General features: G+C 61.7%; 18 protein-coding genes. 5 read left to right on the top strand and 13 right to left on the bottom strand.

Going from position 1 to position 16,449, the window contains the following annotated elements:
- The first annotated feature begins 93 nt into the window (after positions 1 to 93).
- Positions 94 to 873: an IclR family transcriptional regulator gene (locus D3872_RS17285; RefSeq protein ID WP_119812005.1), complete on the top strand. Its 780-nt coding sequence runs from the start codon at positions 94 to 96 to the stop codon at positions 871 to 873.
- Between the two features lie 13 nt (positions 874 to 886).
- Here D3872_RS17285 and pbpG read toward each other — a convergent pair whose 3' ends face one another.
- The 3 genes from pbpG to D3872_RS17300 all read right to left on the bottom strand — a co-directional run bounded on the left by pbpG (position 887) and on the right by D3872_RS17300 (position 3,727).
- Complete coding sequence (gene pbpG / locus D3872_RS17290; RefSeq protein ID WP_119811969.1) at positions 887 to 1,963, bottom strand: D-alanyl-D-alanine endopeptidase; 1,077 nt, start codon at positions 1,961 to 1,963, stop codon at positions 887 to 889.
- Positions 1,964 to 2,117: 154 nt separating this feature from the next.
- Positions 2,118 to 2,813: a nitroreductase gene (locus D3872_RS17295; protein ID WP_119811970.1), complete on the bottom strand. Its 696-nt coding sequence runs from the start codon at positions 2,811 to 2,813 to the stop codon at positions 2,118 to 2,120.
- A gap of 8 nt (positions 2,814 to 2,821) precedes the next feature.
- Positions 2,822 to 3,727 carry a DMT family transporter gene (locus tag D3872_RS17300; RefSeq protein WP_119811971.1) on the bottom strand — a complete coding sequence of 302 codons (906 nt, stop codon included), beginning with the start codon at positions 3,725 to 3,727 and terminating at the stop codon, positions 2,822 to 2,824.
- Positions 3,728 to 4,066: 339 nt separating this feature from the next.
- Here D3872_RS17300 and phaP point away from each other — a divergent pair, with 339 nt between their 5' ends.
- Positions 4,067 to 4,633, top strand: coding sequence for a TIGR01841 family phasin (gene phaP, locus D3872_RS17305; RefSeq protein ID WP_119811972.1), 567 nt, complete (start codon positions 4,067 to 4,069; stop codon positions 4,631 to 4,633).
- Positions 4,634 to 4,749: 116 nt separating this feature from the next.
- Here phaP and D3872_RS17310 read toward each other — a convergent pair whose 3' ends face one another.
- The 6 genes from D3872_RS17310 to D3872_RS17335 all read right to left on the bottom strand — a co-directional run bounded on the left by D3872_RS17310 (position 4,750) and on the right by D3872_RS17335 (position 10,117).
- Positions 4,750 to 5,472, bottom strand: coding sequence for an ABC transporter ATP-binding protein (locus D3872_RS17310; protein ID WP_119811973.1), 723 nt, complete (start codon positions 5,470 to 5,472; stop codon positions 4,750 to 4,752).
- 1 nt (position 5,473) lies between these two features.
- Positions 5,474 to 6,244 (bottom strand): ABC transporter ATP-binding protein, encoded by a 771-nt coding sequence (locus tag D3872_RS17315; RefSeq protein WP_119811974.1) that lies wholly within the window; start codon positions 6,242 to 6,244, stop codon positions 5,474 to 5,476.
- Positions 6,245 to 6,267: 23 nt separating this feature from the next.
- Complete coding sequence (locus tag D3872_RS17320; RefSeq protein WP_119811975.1) at positions 6,268 to 7,476, bottom strand: ABC transporter permease subunit; 1,209 nt, start codon at positions 7,474 to 7,476, stop codon at positions 6,268 to 6,270.
- Between the two features lie 18 nt (positions 7,477 to 7,494).
- Positions 7,495 to 8,424 (bottom strand): branched-chain amino acid ABC transporter permease, encoded by a 930-nt coding sequence (locus tag D3872_RS17325; protein ID WP_119811976.1) that lies wholly within the window; start codon positions 8,422 to 8,424, stop codon positions 7,495 to 7,497.
- A gap of 272 nt (positions 8,425 to 8,696) precedes the next feature.
- Positions 8,697 to 9,650, bottom strand: a complete 954-nt coding sequence (gene ispH, locus D3872_RS17330) for a 4-hydroxy-3-methylbut-2-enyl diphosphate reductase (RefSeq protein ID WP_119811977.1) — start codon at positions 9,648 to 9,650, stop codon at positions 8,697 to 8,699.
- Positions 9,651 to 9,661: 11 nt separating this feature from the next.
- Positions 9,662 to 10,117, bottom strand: a complete 456-nt coding sequence (locus D3872_RS17335) for an FKBP-type peptidyl-prolyl cis-trans isomerase (RefSeq protein WP_119812006.1) — start codon at positions 10,115 to 10,117, stop codon at positions 9,662 to 9,664.
- An 85-nt stretch (positions 10,118 to 10,202) separates the two neighbouring features.
- On the opposite strand from D3872_RS17335, the gene radC reads away from it, so the two are divergent.
- From radC to rpmG, 3 genes are all read left to right on the top strand, one after another.
- On the top strand, positions 10,203 to 10,877 hold the full coding sequence (gene radC, locus D3872_RS17340; protein ID WP_119811978.1) for a RadC family protein: 675 nt from the start codon (positions 10,203 to 10,205) through the stop codon (positions 10,875 to 10,877).
- A 172-nt stretch (positions 10,878 to 11,049) separates the two neighbouring features.
- The gene (gene rpmB, locus D3872_RS17345; RefSeq protein WP_119811979.1) at positions 11,050 to 11,286 is read left to right on the top strand and encodes a 50S ribosomal protein L28; all 237 of its coding nucleotides are present in this window, start codon (positions 11,050 to 11,052) and stop codon (positions 11,284 to 11,286) included.
- A gap of 11 nt (positions 11,287 to 11,297) precedes the next feature.
- Positions 11,298 to 11,468, top strand: a complete 171-nt coding sequence (gene rpmG / locus D3872_RS17350; RefSeq protein WP_197422130.1) for a 50S ribosomal protein L33 — start codon at positions 11,298 to 11,300, stop codon at positions 11,466 to 11,468.
- Positions 11,469 to 11,762: 294 nt separating this feature from the next.
- Here the strand turns inward: rpmG and D3872_RS17355 are convergent, their stop codons facing one another.
- The 4 genes from D3872_RS17355 to purN all read right to left on the bottom strand — a co-directional run bounded on the left by D3872_RS17355 (position 11,763) and on the right by purN (position 16,357).
- A complete protein-coding gene (locus tag D3872_RS17355; protein WP_119811980.1) occupies positions 11,763 to 12,974 on the bottom strand; it encodes a DesA family fatty acid desaturase in 1,212 nt (403 codons plus the stop codon).
- A 108-nt stretch (positions 12,975 to 13,082) separates the two neighbouring features.
- Complete coding sequence (locus D3872_RS17360) at positions 13,083 to 14,408, bottom strand: mechanosensitive ion channel family protein (RefSeq protein WP_229459380.1); 1,326 nt, start codon at positions 14,406 to 14,408, stop codon at positions 13,083 to 13,085.
- A 14-nt stretch (positions 14,409 to 14,422) separates the two neighbouring features.
- Positions 14,423 to 15,727, bottom strand: a complete 1,305-nt coding sequence (locus D3872_RS17365; RefSeq protein WP_119811981.1) for an RsmB/NOP family class I SAM-dependent RNA methyltransferase — start codon at positions 15,725 to 15,727, stop codon at positions 14,423 to 14,425.
- 12 nt (positions 15,728 to 15,739) lie between these two features.
- A complete protein-coding gene (purN, locus tag D3872_RS17370) occupies positions 15,740 to 16,357 on the bottom strand; it encodes a phosphoribosylglycinamide formyltransferase (protein ID WP_119812008.1) in 618 nt (205 codons plus the stop codon).
- Between the last annotated feature and the right edge of the window lie 92 nt (positions 16,358 to 16,449).

The following is a 16,449-nucleotide window of genomic DNA, read 5'->3' on the forward strand; positions in this document are numbered from 1 at the left end:
AGCCGCACAACATTATGGACGCGCTTCGTTGCCTTATCGTTTCACGATATGGTATAAAGTGTTTAACTTATACTGCACCGCACCAACCACATGATGAAAATGGAATCAGTCGAACCCGCAAAAACATCGATCCAGGTCATCGAACGCATGGTGGCACTGCTCGACGCCCTGGCCACCTATGCCGACCCGGTCAGCCTGAAGGAGTTGTCGAAGGTCTCCGGGCTGCACCCTTCCACCGCGCACCGCATCCTGAACGACATGGTAGTCACGCGCTTCGTCGACCGGGTCGAACCCGGCACCTACCGCCTCGGCATGCGCCTGCTGGAACTGGGCAATGTGGTCAAGAGCCGCCTGTCTGTGCGGGAGGCGGCGCTGGACTTCATGCGCGCACTGCACAAGAAAACCCAGCAGACCATCAACCTGTCGGTCCGCCAGGGCGACGAGATCGTCTACATCGACCGCGCTTTTTCCGAGCGTTCCGGCATGCAGGTGGTGCGTGCGATCGGCGGGCGCGGCCCGCTGCACCTGACCTCGACCGGCAAGCTGTTCCTGTCGGTGGACGAACCGAAAGCCATCCGCGCCTATGCGACGCGCACCGGCCTGGCCGGCCACAACAAGAATTCGATCACCGACCTCGCCAGGCTCGAACGCGAGCTGAGCCTGGTGCGCGCACGCGGCTACGCGCGCGACAACGAAGAGCTGGAACTGGGTGTGCGCTGCATGGCGGCCGGCATCCATGACGATTCCGGCAAGCTGGTGGCGGGTCTGTCGATCTCGGCGCCGGCCGACCGCCTGCAGGAAGAATGGCTCGAGGACCTGGTGACGACCGCCAGCCAGATTTCGGCGACGCTGGGCTACACGCCAGTGCGCTGAATTCAGGGAAATTCTAGGACAGGCCGGGCGGCTTGAGCGCTTCAAGCCAGCGCCGCATGCGTCCCGCGTCCGCGGTGCGCGACTGCTTGCCCTTGGAATCGAGGAACACCATGATCACGGCGCGGCCCTGGATGATCGTCTGCATCACCAGGCAGCGCCCTGCTTCGTTGATGAAGCCGGTTTTCTGCAGGCCGATGTCCCAGTCGGGGAGCGAGACCAGCTTGTTGGTATTGCGGTACTGCACAGGGCGGCCGCTTGCGGCCACGACCGAACCCGGGTCGGTCGAGAACTCGCGCAACAGCGGCTGCTGGTGCGCGACCATGACCAGCTTGGCCAGGTCGCGTGCGCTTGCCACGTTGCGGCTCGACAGTCCGCTCGAATCGACATAGTGAGTGTCGCTCATGCCCAGTTCATGGGCCTTCTCATTCATCTTTGCAACAAAGCCGTGGATGCCGCCCGGATAGTTACGGCCCAGTGCGGCGGCGGCGCGGTTTTCCGAGCTCATCAGCGCAATGTGCAGCAGCTCGCGGCGGCTCAGGCGCGCACCCACGCGCAGGCGCGAGGTAGTGAACTTTTCGCGGTCGACGTCGTCATCGGTGATCGTCAGCATCTCGTCCATGTCCTGCTGCGCTTCAACGACAATCAAGCCCGTCATCAGCTTGGTGATCGAGGCGATCGGCAGGGCGACGTTGGCGTTCTTTTCGAACAGCACTTCGGAATTGGTCTGGTCGAGCACCAGTGCGACGCTGGAAGCGAGGGCGAGCGGATCGCGGGTGAGGTTGAGGCCGGCCTTGTCGCCCGCGGTCATCGAACGGATGACGGGCGCGGCGGTGTATACGCGCTGGTGCACCACCTTGCGCTTGCCGTTTTTCAATGTGATCACGCGGCGCACAACGCTGCCGCGGCTGCTGACCGTGACCCGTTTGGATACCGCTTCCTTGCGCTTGTAGCGTTGCTTTTTGGCGGCGCTCTTCTTGACCGTAGATTTTTTGACAATCGTGGAGCCGCCGCGCTGCTCGACCTTGGCCGCCTCGGCGGGGGTCAGCACGAATAGCAGGGAGATAAATGCACCCAACGCTAACTTGAACATCTGGAATTCCTATGAAGCTCTCGGATTTACTTCTAGTTGCAGTGTAGCAAGGCACTCGGCAATCACAAGCAATTTAACATTTCTCGAAAGCATGGTGCAATAGTGCAAGGCGTGTGCGCAACAATTTTCTGCCCGCTGACGACAGTATACGCCTTTACTCCAAAAACCGGGTAAAGCCCGAGACTGGCTCGCGCTCTGTAACAAGGCTGTTTTCAATCTTGCCAGGGTCGGCAAAACCGAGCGCCATGCCGCACACGACCATCTCTGTTCCAGGCAGCCCAAGCTGTTCCGCGATGATGCGGTGGAACTGGGTGAAAGCTGCCTGCGGGCAAGTGTCGAGCCCGCGTCCGCGCGCGGCCACCATGATGTTCTCCAGGAACATCCCGTAGTCCAGCCATGAGCCCTGCTCCATCACGCGGTCGATGGTAAAGATCAGACCAACGGGAGCGTCAAAAAATCTGTAGTTGCGCGCATGCTGCGCGGCCATGCCCGCCTTGTTGTCGCGGCTCAGGCCGAGCAGCGCATACAGGTCCCAGCCCACCTTGCGGCGGCGGTCGATGTAGGGCGACACCCATTCGCGCGGGTAATAGGTGTACTCTTCGCTGTGCTTGCCGGCGGCCGCAGGATCGGCGTAGGCGTCCGTGATGGCATCCGACAGGCGTTCCCTGGCGGCGCCGGTCAGCACATACACTTTCCACGGCTGGGTATTGGTGCCCGACGGCGCGCGCGCGGACACCTCCAGGATGCGTTCGATGTCCTCGCGCGCGACCGGTTTCGGCAGGAAGGCGCGGATCGAACGGCGCGACGCGATGGCCGCGTCCACCATTTCCTGTTGCTTGCTTGAAATCATTGCTCCTCCTATTTTTTGACAACGCATATCACGCCGAGAACGGCCACCATCATGCCGGCCACGCCGGCCAGGCCTAGCGCCTCGCCGAACACCGCCCACGCCATCAGCGCGGTGGTCGGCGGGGTCAGGTACAGCAGGCTGGTCACCGAGGTCGCTTCGTTGCGGCTCAACAGCTTGAATAGCAGGAAAATGGCGCCGATGGACAGCGCAAGCGAGGACCACAGCAGCGAACCGACGAATTCAGGCGTCCATTTTACTGTGGCAATACCCGGACCGAGATCTTCGAACAGCACTGCCAGCGGCAACAGCACCGCCACCGTCGCCGCGAACTGCACCGCGGTCCCGGTACGCAGGTCGAACCGCGGGCAGAAATGGCGCTGGTACATGGTGCCGGCCGTGATCGACAGCAGTGCCAGCAGGCAGAAACCGATCGCCAGCGGCGACAGGCCCGACAGGTTGATTTTCGAATATACGACCAGGCCGACGCCGGCCAGGCCAAGGGCCAGCCCCAGCCATTGGCGCGGCTTGACCGACTCGCCGATCAGGGGCGCGGCGGCGGCGGTCAGGATGGGCTGGAGGCCGACGATCAGCGCCGACAGCCCGGCCGGCATGCCGAGCTTGATCGCGCACCAGACGCCGCCAAGGTAGCCGGCCTGCAGCAGCACGCCGGCGACGGCAAGGTGGCCGATGTTGCCGCTCGGCCAAGGCGCGCGCGCAAGGACAACCCATGGAAGCAGCAGTAGCAGCACGAGCACACAGCGCAGCAGCAGGAAGGTCAGGGGCGGCGCATACGGCAGGCCGAACTTGGCAACGATGAATCCCGTGCTCCACAGAAAGACGAAAAAGACAGGGAGTGGGGACAACCACGCCGCAGTGTGGCGCGGCGCAACATTATTTACGTCGATGTTTGACATGGATCAATACGCATGGGCTAGCAAAATGGCCGATGCGCCACGTCAGCGGGGCTAAAGCGCAAGAAACCGAGTCTAGCATGCCCCGCATTTCAGCATTGAAGGTGGTCATTTCTCCTATGAAACTGGAGTTTTCACCGACTTCCACTACCCTTTGTGCATATCGAAAAGTTGCATAGAGGCTATCATGTTGCGCCGCACAAGAATGTCTTGACTTGTCATTTGATTTCATTAAAATATGAATTGTTGCGACGCACAATGCAACAACGAATAACGAGTCTGCTTCACCGGTCAATCCAGCAACATTAATCGACAAAATCACCACACATCTGGAGAACACATATGTTTGCATTCCCTGAGCAGTTTTCGAACGCTACCAAAGCCAACCTGGATGCCCAATTCGCGATGCTGACTTCCCTGACCTCGAAAGCATTCGAAGGCATGGAAAAGCTGGTTGAACTGAACATCACCGCCGCCAAGGCAACGCTGGAAGAGTCCGCGCAGACCGCCAAGCAGCTGCTGTCGGCAAAAGATCCACAAGAATTCTTCTCGCTGTCCGCAGCACAAGCCCAGCCAGCCGCAGAGAAAGCGATTTCCTACGGCCGCCAGGTGGCAGCGATCGCTTCGGGCGCACAGGCTGAGTTCAGCCGCGCTGCCGAAGAGCAAATCGCCGAAACCAACCGCAAGGTCATCTCGCTGGTTGACGAAGTCACCCGCAACGCGCCAGCTGGTTCGGAAAACGCTGTTGCCGCATTCAAGGCTGGCCTGAGCAACGCCAACGCCGGCTACGAGCAGTTCAGCAAGACCGCCAAGCAGGCAGTTGAAGTGGTGGAAGCCAACGTCAACGCAGCAGTGAACCAGTTCTCGCAAGTTGCGGAAAAGGTTGCAGCACGCGCCGGCGCTAAGTAATTCGATGTAAAAGCCGGTGACGGCTTGAAGTGAAAAATGCCTCGCGATGCGAGGCATTTTTGTTTTGTACGGCGTATCCGCCCTAACGGTCACGGCAGGGCGAACGGCTGGATTCCTTACTCGCCCAGGTACGCAGCCTGCACGCGCGGGTCGTGCAACATGTCTTCGGCGTTGCCCGTCATGATGACCGCGCCTGAATCCATCACATAGCCGCGGTCCGCCGCCTGCAGCGCCAGCTTGGCGTTCTGCTCCACCAGCAGGATCGTGATCCCCTGCGTCGACACGTCGCGGATCACTTCGAAAATCTTTTCGACCATGATAGGCGAGAGGCCCATCGACGGCTCGTCCAGCAACAGCAGGGTCGGATGGCACATCAGCGCGCGCGCCATCGCCAGCATCTGCTGCTCGCCGCCCGACAGTGTGCCGGCCAGCTGCCCGGCACGTTCCTTCAGGCGCGGGAAGGTGGCGAACCACTTCTCGATGTCGGCCTCGATGCCCGCCTTGTCGTCGCGCGTGTAGGCGCCCATCTGCAGGTTTTCGTAAATGGTCATGCGGGTGAACACGCCGCGGCCTTCCGGCACCATCGCCAGCTTTTGCTCCACCAGCTGGAACGAGTGCTTGCCCTTCAAGGGCTGGCCCATGTAGCTGATCACGCCTTCGACGTTACAGTCCGGCAGGGTGCCGGTGATCGCCTTCAGCGTGGTGGTCTTGCCCGCGCCATTGGCGCCGATCAGCGTGACCAGTTCGCCTTTGTTGACTTCGAGGTCGATGCCCTTGACTGCCTTGATGCCGCCGTACGCAACTTTCAGGCCCTGAATCTTGAGAATGTTGTCGCTCATGTTAGTGGGCCGTTCCCAGGTAGGCTGCAATCACAGCCGGATTTTGTTGAATTTCGGCCGGCAGGCCTTCCGCGATGGGCTTGCCGTACTCGAGCACGGTAATGCGGTCGCACAGGCCCATCATCAATTTCACGTCGTGCTCGATCAGCAGCACGGTCTTGCCTTCGTTCTTGATCTTGACCAGCAGCTCGCGCAGCGCCAGCTTCTCGGTCGCGTTCATGCCCGCCGCCGGTTCGTCCAGCGCCAGCAGTTTCGGGTCGGTCGCCAGTGCGCGCGCGATCTCCAGGCGGCGCTGGTCGCCGTAGGACAGGAACTTCGAGGTGCGCTTGGCGAACTCGCCGATGCCGACGAAGTCCAGCAGCTCCTGCGCGCGGCGGCGGATCATCGCCTCTTCCTGGCGCGCGGCCTTGTGGCGGAAGACCGCGCCGAACACGCCCTGGTGGGTGCGCACGTGGCAGCCGACCATGACGTTCTCCAGCGCGGTCATCTCGCCGAACAGGCGGATGTTCTGGAAGGTGCGGGCGATGCCGGCCTTGGCCACTTCGTGCGGGGCCGACGGCGAATACGGCTTGCCGGCCAGCTCGAAGGTGCCCGTGTCCGGCTGGTACAGGCCGGTGATCACGTTGAAGAAGGTGGTCTTGCCGGCGCCGTTAGGGCCGATCAGGCCGTAGATCTGGCCTTCCATGATCTTGATGCCGACGTCGGTCAGCGCCTGCAGGCCGCCGAAGCGCTTGTTCACGCCGGCAATGTTCAGAAGAATCTTGTCGCTCATTTCTGGTCTTCCTTGCTTGGCGCTCAGGCCGGAAACACGTCTGGCTTGTTGGTCTCGGCCGCCTGCGGGCGGTCTTCGTGCTTCGGCGACGGCCACAGGCCGGCCGGGCGCAGCAGCATGATCAGCACCATCGCCAGGCCGTACAGCAGCAGGCGCAGCACTTCGGCTTCGATCAGCACCTTGCCGAACACGGCGTTCTGGAACGGCTCGACCGTGTGGCGCAGCACTTCAGGCAGCGCGGCCAGCAGGATGCCGCCGACGATCACGCCCGGGATGTGGCCGATACCGCCCAGCACCACCATCGCCAGCACCGCGATCGATTCCATCAGCGAGAACGATTCCGGCGACACGAAGCCCTGGAACGACGCGAACATGGCGCCGGCGATGCCGCCGAACGAGGCGCCCATCGAGAATGCCAGCAGCTTGACGTTGCGGGTATTGATGCCCATCGCCTTGGCGGCGATCTCGTCTTCGCGGATCGCCACCCAGGCACGGCCCAGGCGCGAATGCTGCAGGCGCGCGGTCATGAAGATGGTGGCGATGCACAGCGCCAGGAACAGGAAGTAGTAGGCATTCACCGACGGCATCGCGAAGCTGCCGATGTAGACGGTCGCCTTCGAGCCCGCTTCACCGGCCAGCGATACGCCGAAGATGCGGATCGGGTCGATCATGTTGATGCCCTGCGGACCGTTGGTGAAGTTGATCGGGTCGTTCAGGTTGTTCATGAAGATACGGATGATCTCGCCGAAGCCCAAGGTCACGATGGCCAGGTAGTCGCCGCGCAGTTTCAGGGTCGGGGCGCCGAGGATCGCGCCGAACAGCGCGGCGATGCCGGCCGCCAGCGGCACGATGAACCAGACCGACAGGTGGATGCCGGTCTCGGTGATCTCCGGACCCATCACCGCGACCAGCCATTCCCCGAGCACGGGGTATTGGTAGACGACGGATTCGAGCAGGGCCGCGAACTGCGGCGAGGCCAGCAGGCCGGTCAGGTAGGCGCCCACCGCGAAGAAGGCGATGTAGCCCAGGTCCAGCAGGCCGGCAAATCCGACCACGATGTTCAGGCCCAGCGCCAGCATGATGTACAGCAGCGCGATGTCGACGATGCGGACCCAGGAGTTACCGAACTGCTGGGCAAAGAATGGGAACACCAGCAGCAGCGCCAGCACGATGGCCATGCTGGCATAGGCCTTGCGCGGATTGTGTTCGACGTCGAAAGAGAGGAGTTTCATGGTCAGTGTCCTTTCCTGTTACGCACGGTCGGCAACACGTTCGCCCATGATGCCGGACGGACGGATGGTCAGGACGATGATCAGCACCACGAAGGCGAAGATGTCCTGGTAATGGCTGCCGAGGAAGCCGCCGGTCAGGTCGCCGATGTAGCCCGCGCCCATCGCTTCGATCAGGCCCAGCAGGATGCCGCCGATCATCGCGCCGTAGATGTTGCCGATGCCGCCCAGCACCGCGGCCGAGAAGGCCTTCAGGCCGGGCAGGAAGCCCATCGCGAACTGGATCGACGAATAGTTGGCGCCCCACATCACGCCCGCGACCGCGGCCAGCGCAGCGCCGATGGCGAAGGTAGCGACAATCACCTTATTGGAGTCAACGCCCATCAGGCCCGCGACGCGCGGGTTCTCGGCGGTGGCGCGCATGGCGCGGCCCATCTTGGTTTTTTCGACCAGCAGCACCAGGCCGCCCATCGACAAGGACGCCAGCGCCAGCAGCAGCACCTGGGTTTGCGAAATGACTGCGCCGCCGATGGCGATCGGATCCGACGACAGCAGCTGCGGGAACGGCAGCGGATTGCGGCCCCAGATCATCATGGCGAAGGTGGTGAGGAGGGTCGACACGCCGATCGCGGTGATCAGCGGAGCCAGGCGCGGCGCATTGCGCAGGCGGCGGTAGGCGACGCGTTCGATGATGATGTTGACCAGCATGCAGACCGGGATGGCGCCTGCGATCGCGATGGCCAGCTGCACCGCGCCCGGCAGGCCGGGCATGAAGACGTCGAGCAGCTTAAGTATCGACAAGCCAACCATGGCGCCGATCATGAGTACGTCGCCGTGAGCGAAGTTGATCAGGTTCAGGACGCCGTACACCATCGTGTAGCCCAGTGCGACGAGGGCATACATACTGCCCAGCACCAGACCATTGATAATCTGTTGGATAAAGGTATCCATGGTTCGCTTGCCTCTTTTATTATCTATCTAATAAAAACGGCACCCCGGAGGATATCTCCGGTGGTGCCGCTCATGGCCTGACGCCGCCTCACAAACTTCGCATCCCCATGGGATCACGCGCTATTGCTTCAACCGCACCCCCACCGGGCGCGCGAGGATAACGCGGGCCTGGCTACAAATTTTTCGAGCGTCGCCATGATAGCGAGGTTTCGTGAAAACTAACACCGGAAAATTACCTCTCTACCAAATATTCTCTTGTCGAATGTAAATACTCATTCGGCTTGCGGCGCCGCTTTGGCGCCATCCAGGCCCTTCGGCAAGGGGAAGGTCACGTGCTCCTCGACGCCTTCGAGGGCGCGGACGCTGCGCGCGCCCAGCTGCTTGAGGCGGTCGATCACGGCCTGCACCAGCACTTCAGGGGCCGAAGCGCCGGCGGTGACGCCGATGCGCTGCTTGCCTTCGAGCCATTGCGGGTCGATCTGGTCGGCGTTGTCGACCATATAGGCGGGCGTTCCCATCTTTTGCGCCACTTCGCGCAGGCGGTTCGAATTCGAGCTGTTCGGGCTGCCGACCACGACCACCACTTCCACCTGCGGCGCCATGAACTTGACGGCTTCCTGGCGGTTGGTGGTGGCGTAGCAGATATCGCCCTTCTTCGGCTCGATGATGTTCGGGAAGCGCAGCTTGAGCGCGGCGATGATGTCGGCGGTATCGTCGACCGACAGCGTGGTCTGGGACACGTAGGCCAGCTCGTTGGGGTTGTTCACCTGGAGCGTGGCGACGTCGGCCACGGTCTCGACCAGGTGCATGCCCTGTTCGGTCTGGCCCATGGTGCCTTCGACTTCCGGGTGGCCGTCGTGGCCGATCATGACGATCTCGCAGCCCTGCTTGCGCATCTTGGCCACTTCCACGTGTACCTTGGTGACCAGCGGGCAGGTCGCGTCGAAAATCTTCAGGCCGCGGCGCTCGGCTTCGGCACGCACGGCTTTCGAGACGCCGTGGGCCGAGAACACCAGCGTATTGCCGGCCGGGACGTCATCGAGTTCCTCGATGAAGATCGCGCCCTTGTTGCGCAGGTCGTCCACCACATAGGCGTTGTGGACGATTTCGTGGCGCACGTAGATCGGCGCACCGAACTGCTGCAGCGCGCGTTCGACGATTTCGATGGCGCGGTCGACGCCGGCACAGAAGCCGCGCGGCTGGGCCAGGAGAATTTCGTTATTCATGGAGTATCCAGTTACAAAACCGAGATCAGGTTGACTTCGAACTTGAGGGTCTGGCCCGCCAGCGGATGGTTGAAATCGAAGATGGCGGTATCGTCGCCGATTTCGCGCAGAACGCCGGCGAAACGGCCGCCGCCGGGCGCGGCGAAGTCGACCAGGTCGCCCACCTTGTAACCGGCGTCCGGCGCCGAGTTCTCATCCAGCGTGGCGCGCGACACCGCCTGCACCAATTCCGGGCTGCGTTCGCCGAAGCCCTGCGCCGGGGTCAGCACGAAAGTCTTGTGGGTGCCTTCCGGCAGGCCGAGCAGGCAGGCCTCCAGCGCCGGGGCAAGCTGGCCCTGGCCCAGCATCAGCGTCGCCGGGTTCCCGCCGAAAGTAGTAATCAGATCAGTACCGTCGAGCGACGCGAGCCGATAATGCAGCGTGAGGTAGGAAGACTCATTGACAACAGGGGCGGTGGCGTTCGACATAGTGGTGGCAAAAATCGGGAATCCGTTATTGTAAGCCACTGCGGCGCTCGCCGGTTCATGCACAGCCATTTGGATCGATGCGACGATGGGAATCAAGGACTGGCCCGAACACCTGCGGCCGCGCGAACGCCTGATCCGGGACGGTGCCCCTGCGCTGTCCGACCAGGAATTGCTGGCCGTATTCCTGCGCGTGGGCGTCAGGGGCCGCAGCGCGGTCGACCTCGGCTGCGACCTGATTACGCGTTTCGGCTCGCTGGGCGGCATGTTCAGCGCCAGCCTGCGCGATTTCGCCGCAGTGCCGGGGCTGGGCGCGGCCAAGTACGCCCAGCTGCAGGCGGTGATGGAACTGGCCCAGCGCGCCATCGCGGAACAACTGCGCTCGGGCGATTTGTTGACTTCCCCCGCCGCCGTGCGCAGTTACCTCAGTATGCGCCTGGGGCGCCAGCATCATGAATCCTTCCTGGTGATGTTCCTGGATGTGAAAAACCGGCTGGTCGAATGCGAGGAACTGTTCACCGGCACGCTGACCCACACCAGCGTCTACCCGCGCGAGGTGGTGAAGAAGGCGCTGGCGCACAACGCGGCCAGCGTCATGTTGGTCCACAACCACCCTTCCGGCGTAGCCGAACCCAGCGACTGCGACCTGATGCTGACGCGGGCGCTGGTGCAGGCGCTGGCCCTGGTCGACGTGCGGGTGCTGGATCACTTTGTTGTCGCCGGGCCACATGTCCATTCCTTCGCCGAGCACGGGCAGATGTAAGCGCCTGCTGTGTAGAAACCTATGCAAATCAAGGGTGTTGCGCTGATTTTACAATTGTTAAATTCATGAATCAGCTTAAGACACTATTGTTTTTCGCAAGTGATTGATTCCGTGATGGTTTTCACGCTATACTCTCGTTTTTCCAATTTTGGATATTTTCAAGGAGTGCGCTATGGCACGTGTTTGCCAAGTTACTGGAAAGGGCGTGATGGTTGGCAACAACGTATCGCACGCTAACAACAAAACCAAACGTCGTTTCCTGCCTAACCTGCAGAACCGCCGTATCTTCGTAGAGTCGGAAAACCGCTGGGTCTCCCTGCGTTTGTCTAACGCCGGCCTGCGCGTCATCGACAAAGTGGGCATCGACGCCGTTCTGGCTGACATGCGCGCTCGTGGCGAAAAAGTATAAATTAGGGAGCTATCATGGCAAAAACTGGCCGCGACAAAATCAAGCTGGAATCGACTGCAGGTACGGGTCACTTCTACACCACCGACAAGAACAAGCGCACGATGCCTGCGAAAATGGAGATCATGAAGTTCGATCCTAAAGCACGCAAGCACGTGATGTACAAGGAAACCAAGATCAAGTAATTCTGATCGGGTATTCGGTACGAAGAAAAGCCGCAGACGAAAGTTTGCGGCTTTTTTGTTTTTGGACCACTGACCTCAAACCGGCGGATAACGCGCTGCGCGCTTTTCCGCCCCTACGAACACCGGGAACAATTGCGTCATTTGCCATGGCGAATCGGCGGATGCGCTCCGCTTATCCGCCCTACGCCACTATGAGAGACACGTAGGGGGGATAAGTGCGCAGCACGCATCCACCTTTCCCACATAAAAAAACGGCTTCCTCGGAAGCCGTTTTTTCACTTGAAGCCGTATGTATTAAGCGTAACTGCGCAGCCTCAGCGAGAAGTCCTGCAGCGCCTTGATCTTGGATGCCTCGGCACGCGCGCACCAGTCCTGCAGTTGGTGCAGCAGCTGGTCGCGGGTGAAGTGCGAACGCTCCCAGATCGCGCCCAGTTCCACACGCATGTGGTGCATGGTTTCCAGCGCCTTGCTGTGCTCGAACACCTGTCCCAGTTGCAGTTTGTGCGGCGCTTCCAGCTTGGCCGGTTCGCGCTGCATCAGCTTGCGCGACGACCTCAGGAAACGCTTCTCGAATGCAGCCTTGTGGCGCAGGTGCTCGACTTCCTCGCTCCATGCATGCTTGACCGACTTGGCATACTTGGCCATCACGTCATAACGGTTCGCGATCACCGATTGCAGCGTATCGAAGTCAGGCACTTGCTTGCCGTGTTCGAACACCGGCTTCGGCGCCACTTTCTTGACCTTCGCCAGGCCCAGCATTTCCAGGCCGCGGATGTAGGCCCAGCCGATGTCGATCTCGTACCACTTCGACGACAGCTTGGCCGAGGTGGCGTAGGTGTGGTGGTTGTTGTGCAATTCTTCGCCGCCGATCAGGATGCCGAACGGGATGATGTTGGTAGCGGCATCGGCGCAATCGTAATTGCGGTAGCCCCACCAGTGGCCAATACCGTTGATGACGCCAGCGGCCATGACCGGGATCCACATCATCTGGATCGCCCAGATGGTGATGCCGATAACGCCGAACAGCGCAACGTTGAGGATCAGCTGGATGACGACACCGGCCCAGCTGTACTTGGTGTACAGGTTGCGCTCGATCCAGTCGTTCGGCGTGCCGTGGCCATATTTTTCCATGGTCTCGAGGTTCTTCGATTCCGCGCGATACAGCTCCGCGCCTTCGAAGAAGACCTTCTTGATGCCGCGGGTGACCGGGCTGTGCGGATCTTCCTCGGTGTCGCACTTGGCGTGGTGCTTGCGGTGGATCGCCGCCCATTCCTTGGTGACCTGGCCGGTGGTGAGCCACAGCCAGAAACGGAAGAAATGGCTTGGAATCGCGTGCAGGTCCAGCGCACGGTGCGCCTGGTGGCGGTGCAGGTAGATCGTGACTGCTGCGATGGTGATATGGGTGACGATCAGGGTGTAGATTACAACTTGCCAACCTGAGAGACCGACGATGCCGGTCGAGAGAAACGCGAGGACGGTATCCAGAGTGTTGCTTAACAAATTCATTACTGCTCCAAAATGGTGGCTTCATCCCACCACGTGGCTTGCGTTTCGCAACGTGCAGGGAACCCACATTTTACGCTGATTAGTGATGCACGGCACGAATGTCACCAATCATTTGCTGTCGAGCGTGGCTGCCTTATCGAGTAGTACATCGAATCGCGGGTCGGCAAGGCGCAGTTCGCGCGTAGCGCGAGGGAGCGTCACGCCTTCCGCTTGCAGTAATGACCAGATCTTCAGGTTCGCTTCCGACAATACTTCACCTTTGCTCTTGTCCGGATCCTGGATCCACATGCCGACTTCGAGCAGCAGGCCGTCGGGCGTAAAGCGCAGCAGGAAAGCTTCCGGCGCCGGCTCCTGCATCACGCGCTTCACGCCGCGGCAGGTCTCCACGATTTGCGGCAGCAGGCTTGCGAGGTCGGTATCGAAGCCAACGATGACTTCGGTGACAAGCCGCGTCTTGCGGTCGGTGAACGAGGAGTTGATGACCGCGCCCGACACCAGCATTTCGTTCGGCACTACCGACTCGGTGCCATCGACGCTGCGCAGCACCGTGTAGCGGGTGTTGATGCGCGCCACCTTGCCGCTGTATTTGTCGACGGTGATGTTGTCGCCGATGGCCAGGCTGCGTTCGAGCAGGATCACGAAGCCCGACACGTAATTGCTGGCGATCTTTTGCAAGCCGAGGCCGAGGCCGACGCCGAGCGCGCCGCCGAACACCGACAGCACCGTCAGGTCGATGCCCACCTGCTGCAGGCTGAACAGCACCGCGACGACAATCAGGATCGCGCGCCCGATGCGGGCCATCGCCACGCGCAGCGAGGTGTGCATGCCCTCCATGCCCATCAGGCGCTCTTCCAGCGCGGTGCCGGCCCACAGCGCCAGCATCAGCAGCACCACCACCGACACCACGGCCTGGATCGCCATCGCCAGCGAGATGTCGCTGCGCCCGAGCGGCAGTTTGGTGCCGTTGAGGAAAGCGATTATGTCCGGCCACAGCCCGGCCAGGTATAGCGCCACGCCGGCCCATACCAGCAGCGCGAAGATCTTTTCGAAGGTGACGAGTGCCGCGCCCAGTTGCCCGCGCCGCGCGAACACGCGCTGCAGCAGGTAGAACGCGGTGCGGATCACGGCCAGCGACGCGAAGATCGGAAGTGCAACCTTGAGCAGGCTGACGTTATGCAGGAAGTTGACCAGCACCAGCTTGACGCCCCAGACCAGCGCCGCGATCAGGAGCGGCGTGAGGATCTGGGCGAAGCTGACGAAGCCGGCGCGTACCAGGGCGGCATGCCCTTCCACGCCCTCGGCACGCCGGCTCCGGATGGCGCGCGCCATGAACCAGCCCAGCGCCACGCAAACGACGATCGCCGCCACCTGCCATAGCACGCCCGGATCGCGTATATCGTTGACCAGGTCGGTAAGCAGGTTTGACAGCGGCATAGGCGGCGCCTTTCTTATTCGTCGGTTGCAGTTTCTTCGTCGGCTTCAACAGCCTTGACAGGCTTGACCATCTTCTTGCGCTCAAGTACAGCAGCGAAGAAGCCGTCGGTCTGGTGCTTGTGCGGCAGCAGCTTCAGGTAGTCGCCCATTTCCAGGTCGATCTTCTGTTCCGCGAGTACCTTATTCATCGGCACCAGCTCGAAATCGTCGTGCGAAGCAAGGAACTGCTCGATCACGCGGTCGTTCTCTTCATCCAGCAGCGAGCAGGTGGCGTACACCAGGCGGCCGCCGCCCTTGAGCAGGCGCGCTGCGCCGTCGAGGATGGCTACCTGCTTGTCGTGCATCTCGGTCACGGCTTCCGGCTTCTGGCGCCACTTGACGTCAGGATTGCGGCGCAAGGTGCCCATGCCGCTGCAAGGCGCGTCAACCAGCACGCGGTCGATCTTGCCGGCCAGGCGCTTGATCTTGGCGTCGCGTTCGTGTGCGATCTGCACCGGGTGCACGTTCGACAGGCCGCTGCGCGCCAGGCGCGGCTTCAGCTTGGCCAGGCGCTTCTCGGACACGTCGAAAGCGTACAGGCGGCCGGTATTGCGCATCGCCGCGCCCAGCGCCAGCGTCTTGCCGCCCGCGCCCGCGCAGAAGTCGACCACCATCTCGCCGCGCTTGGCGCCGACGATCTGCGACAGCACCTGGCTGCCCTCGTCCTGCACTTCGATCGCGCCGCTCTTGAACAGCGGCAGGTTCTGCAGTGCCGGCTTCCGCAGCACGCGCAGGCCCAGCGGTGCATAAGGCATCGGCTCGGCGGCGATCGGCGCTTGCGCCAGTTCCGCCACCACGTCGTCGCGGTTGGCCTTGATCGAATTGACGCGCAGGTCCAGCGGCGCAGGCTGGTTGAGCGCCTCGGCCAGCTTCAGCGTTTCTTCCTCGCCGTACTGGCCGACGAATTTATCGTACAGCCACTGCGGCAGGTTCGAGCGCTTGGCCGCCGGGATCAGGCTGCGGTCGATTTCCTTGATGCGTGCCAGGAATTCGGTTTCTTCCTCGGTCAGGCCGCCGAGAGAATCGACACCCATCGCTTCGGCCAGGCCAAGGATGGTCAGGCGGCGCATGCCGTTGCCCGAACCGGCGAAGTCGGTGAAGAAGTTCTTGTTGCGCAGGACTGCGTAGACACCTTCGGCGATGGCGCCGCGTTCGCGGCCGCCCAGCCGTGGGTGGTCCTTGAAATAGCGCGACAGGGTGGTGTCGGCAGGCGCCGAAAAACGCAAAATCTCGCGCAGTACTTCTTCTGTGTTCGCGAGGATCGCTGGTGGCAGTCTCATGTAATTCCTTGGTTAGATATTTGCTGTGTCGGCGATGCGGACGCCGCCGCCGACGATGCTGAGCCGGTCCTCGACAAACAGCCGGATGGCGAGCGGATACAGCTTGTGTTCTTCGACCAGTACGCGCGCCGACAGGGTGTCTTCCGTGTCGCCGGGCAGCACCGGTACTTTTACCTGCACCACGACCGGGCCGTGGTCGAGTTCGGCGGTGACGAAGTGCACCGTCGCGCCATGCTCGGCAACGCGGGCGTTGATCGCCTGCTGGTGCGTATCCAGGCCCGGGAACAGCGGCAGCAGCGACGGGTGGATGTTCAGCAGGCGGCCTTCGTAATGCTCGACGAAAGGCGCGGTCAGGATGCGCATGAAGCCAGCCAGCACGACGAGGTCGGGCGCAAAGCCATCGATTACTTCCTGCAATTTGGCGTCGAACTGGTCGCGCGTGGGGAAATCCTTGTTTGCGACCACGGCGGTTGGAATGCCGTGCGCCTGGGCGAATTCGAGACCCTTGGCGTCCGCCTTGTTGCTGATAACGGCGGCGATACGTGCCGGCCAGGCTTCGGATTGAGCTGCGCGCACGACAGCTTCCATGTTGCTGCCGCGGCCGGAAATGAGGATGACAATGTTTTTCATGGCGCACATTGTACCCCGGCCCACAGGCCGAACCAAGGAAACGGGCCAAAAATGATGCGGCGCAGCATACACTTTCTGCGCCACCGGATAGT

This window comes from Massilia cavernae, assembly GCF_003590855.1.
Classification (GTDB): domain Bacteria; phylum Pseudomonadota; class Gammaproteobacteria; order Burkholderiales; family Burkholderiaceae_D; genus Telluria_A; species Telluria_A cavernae.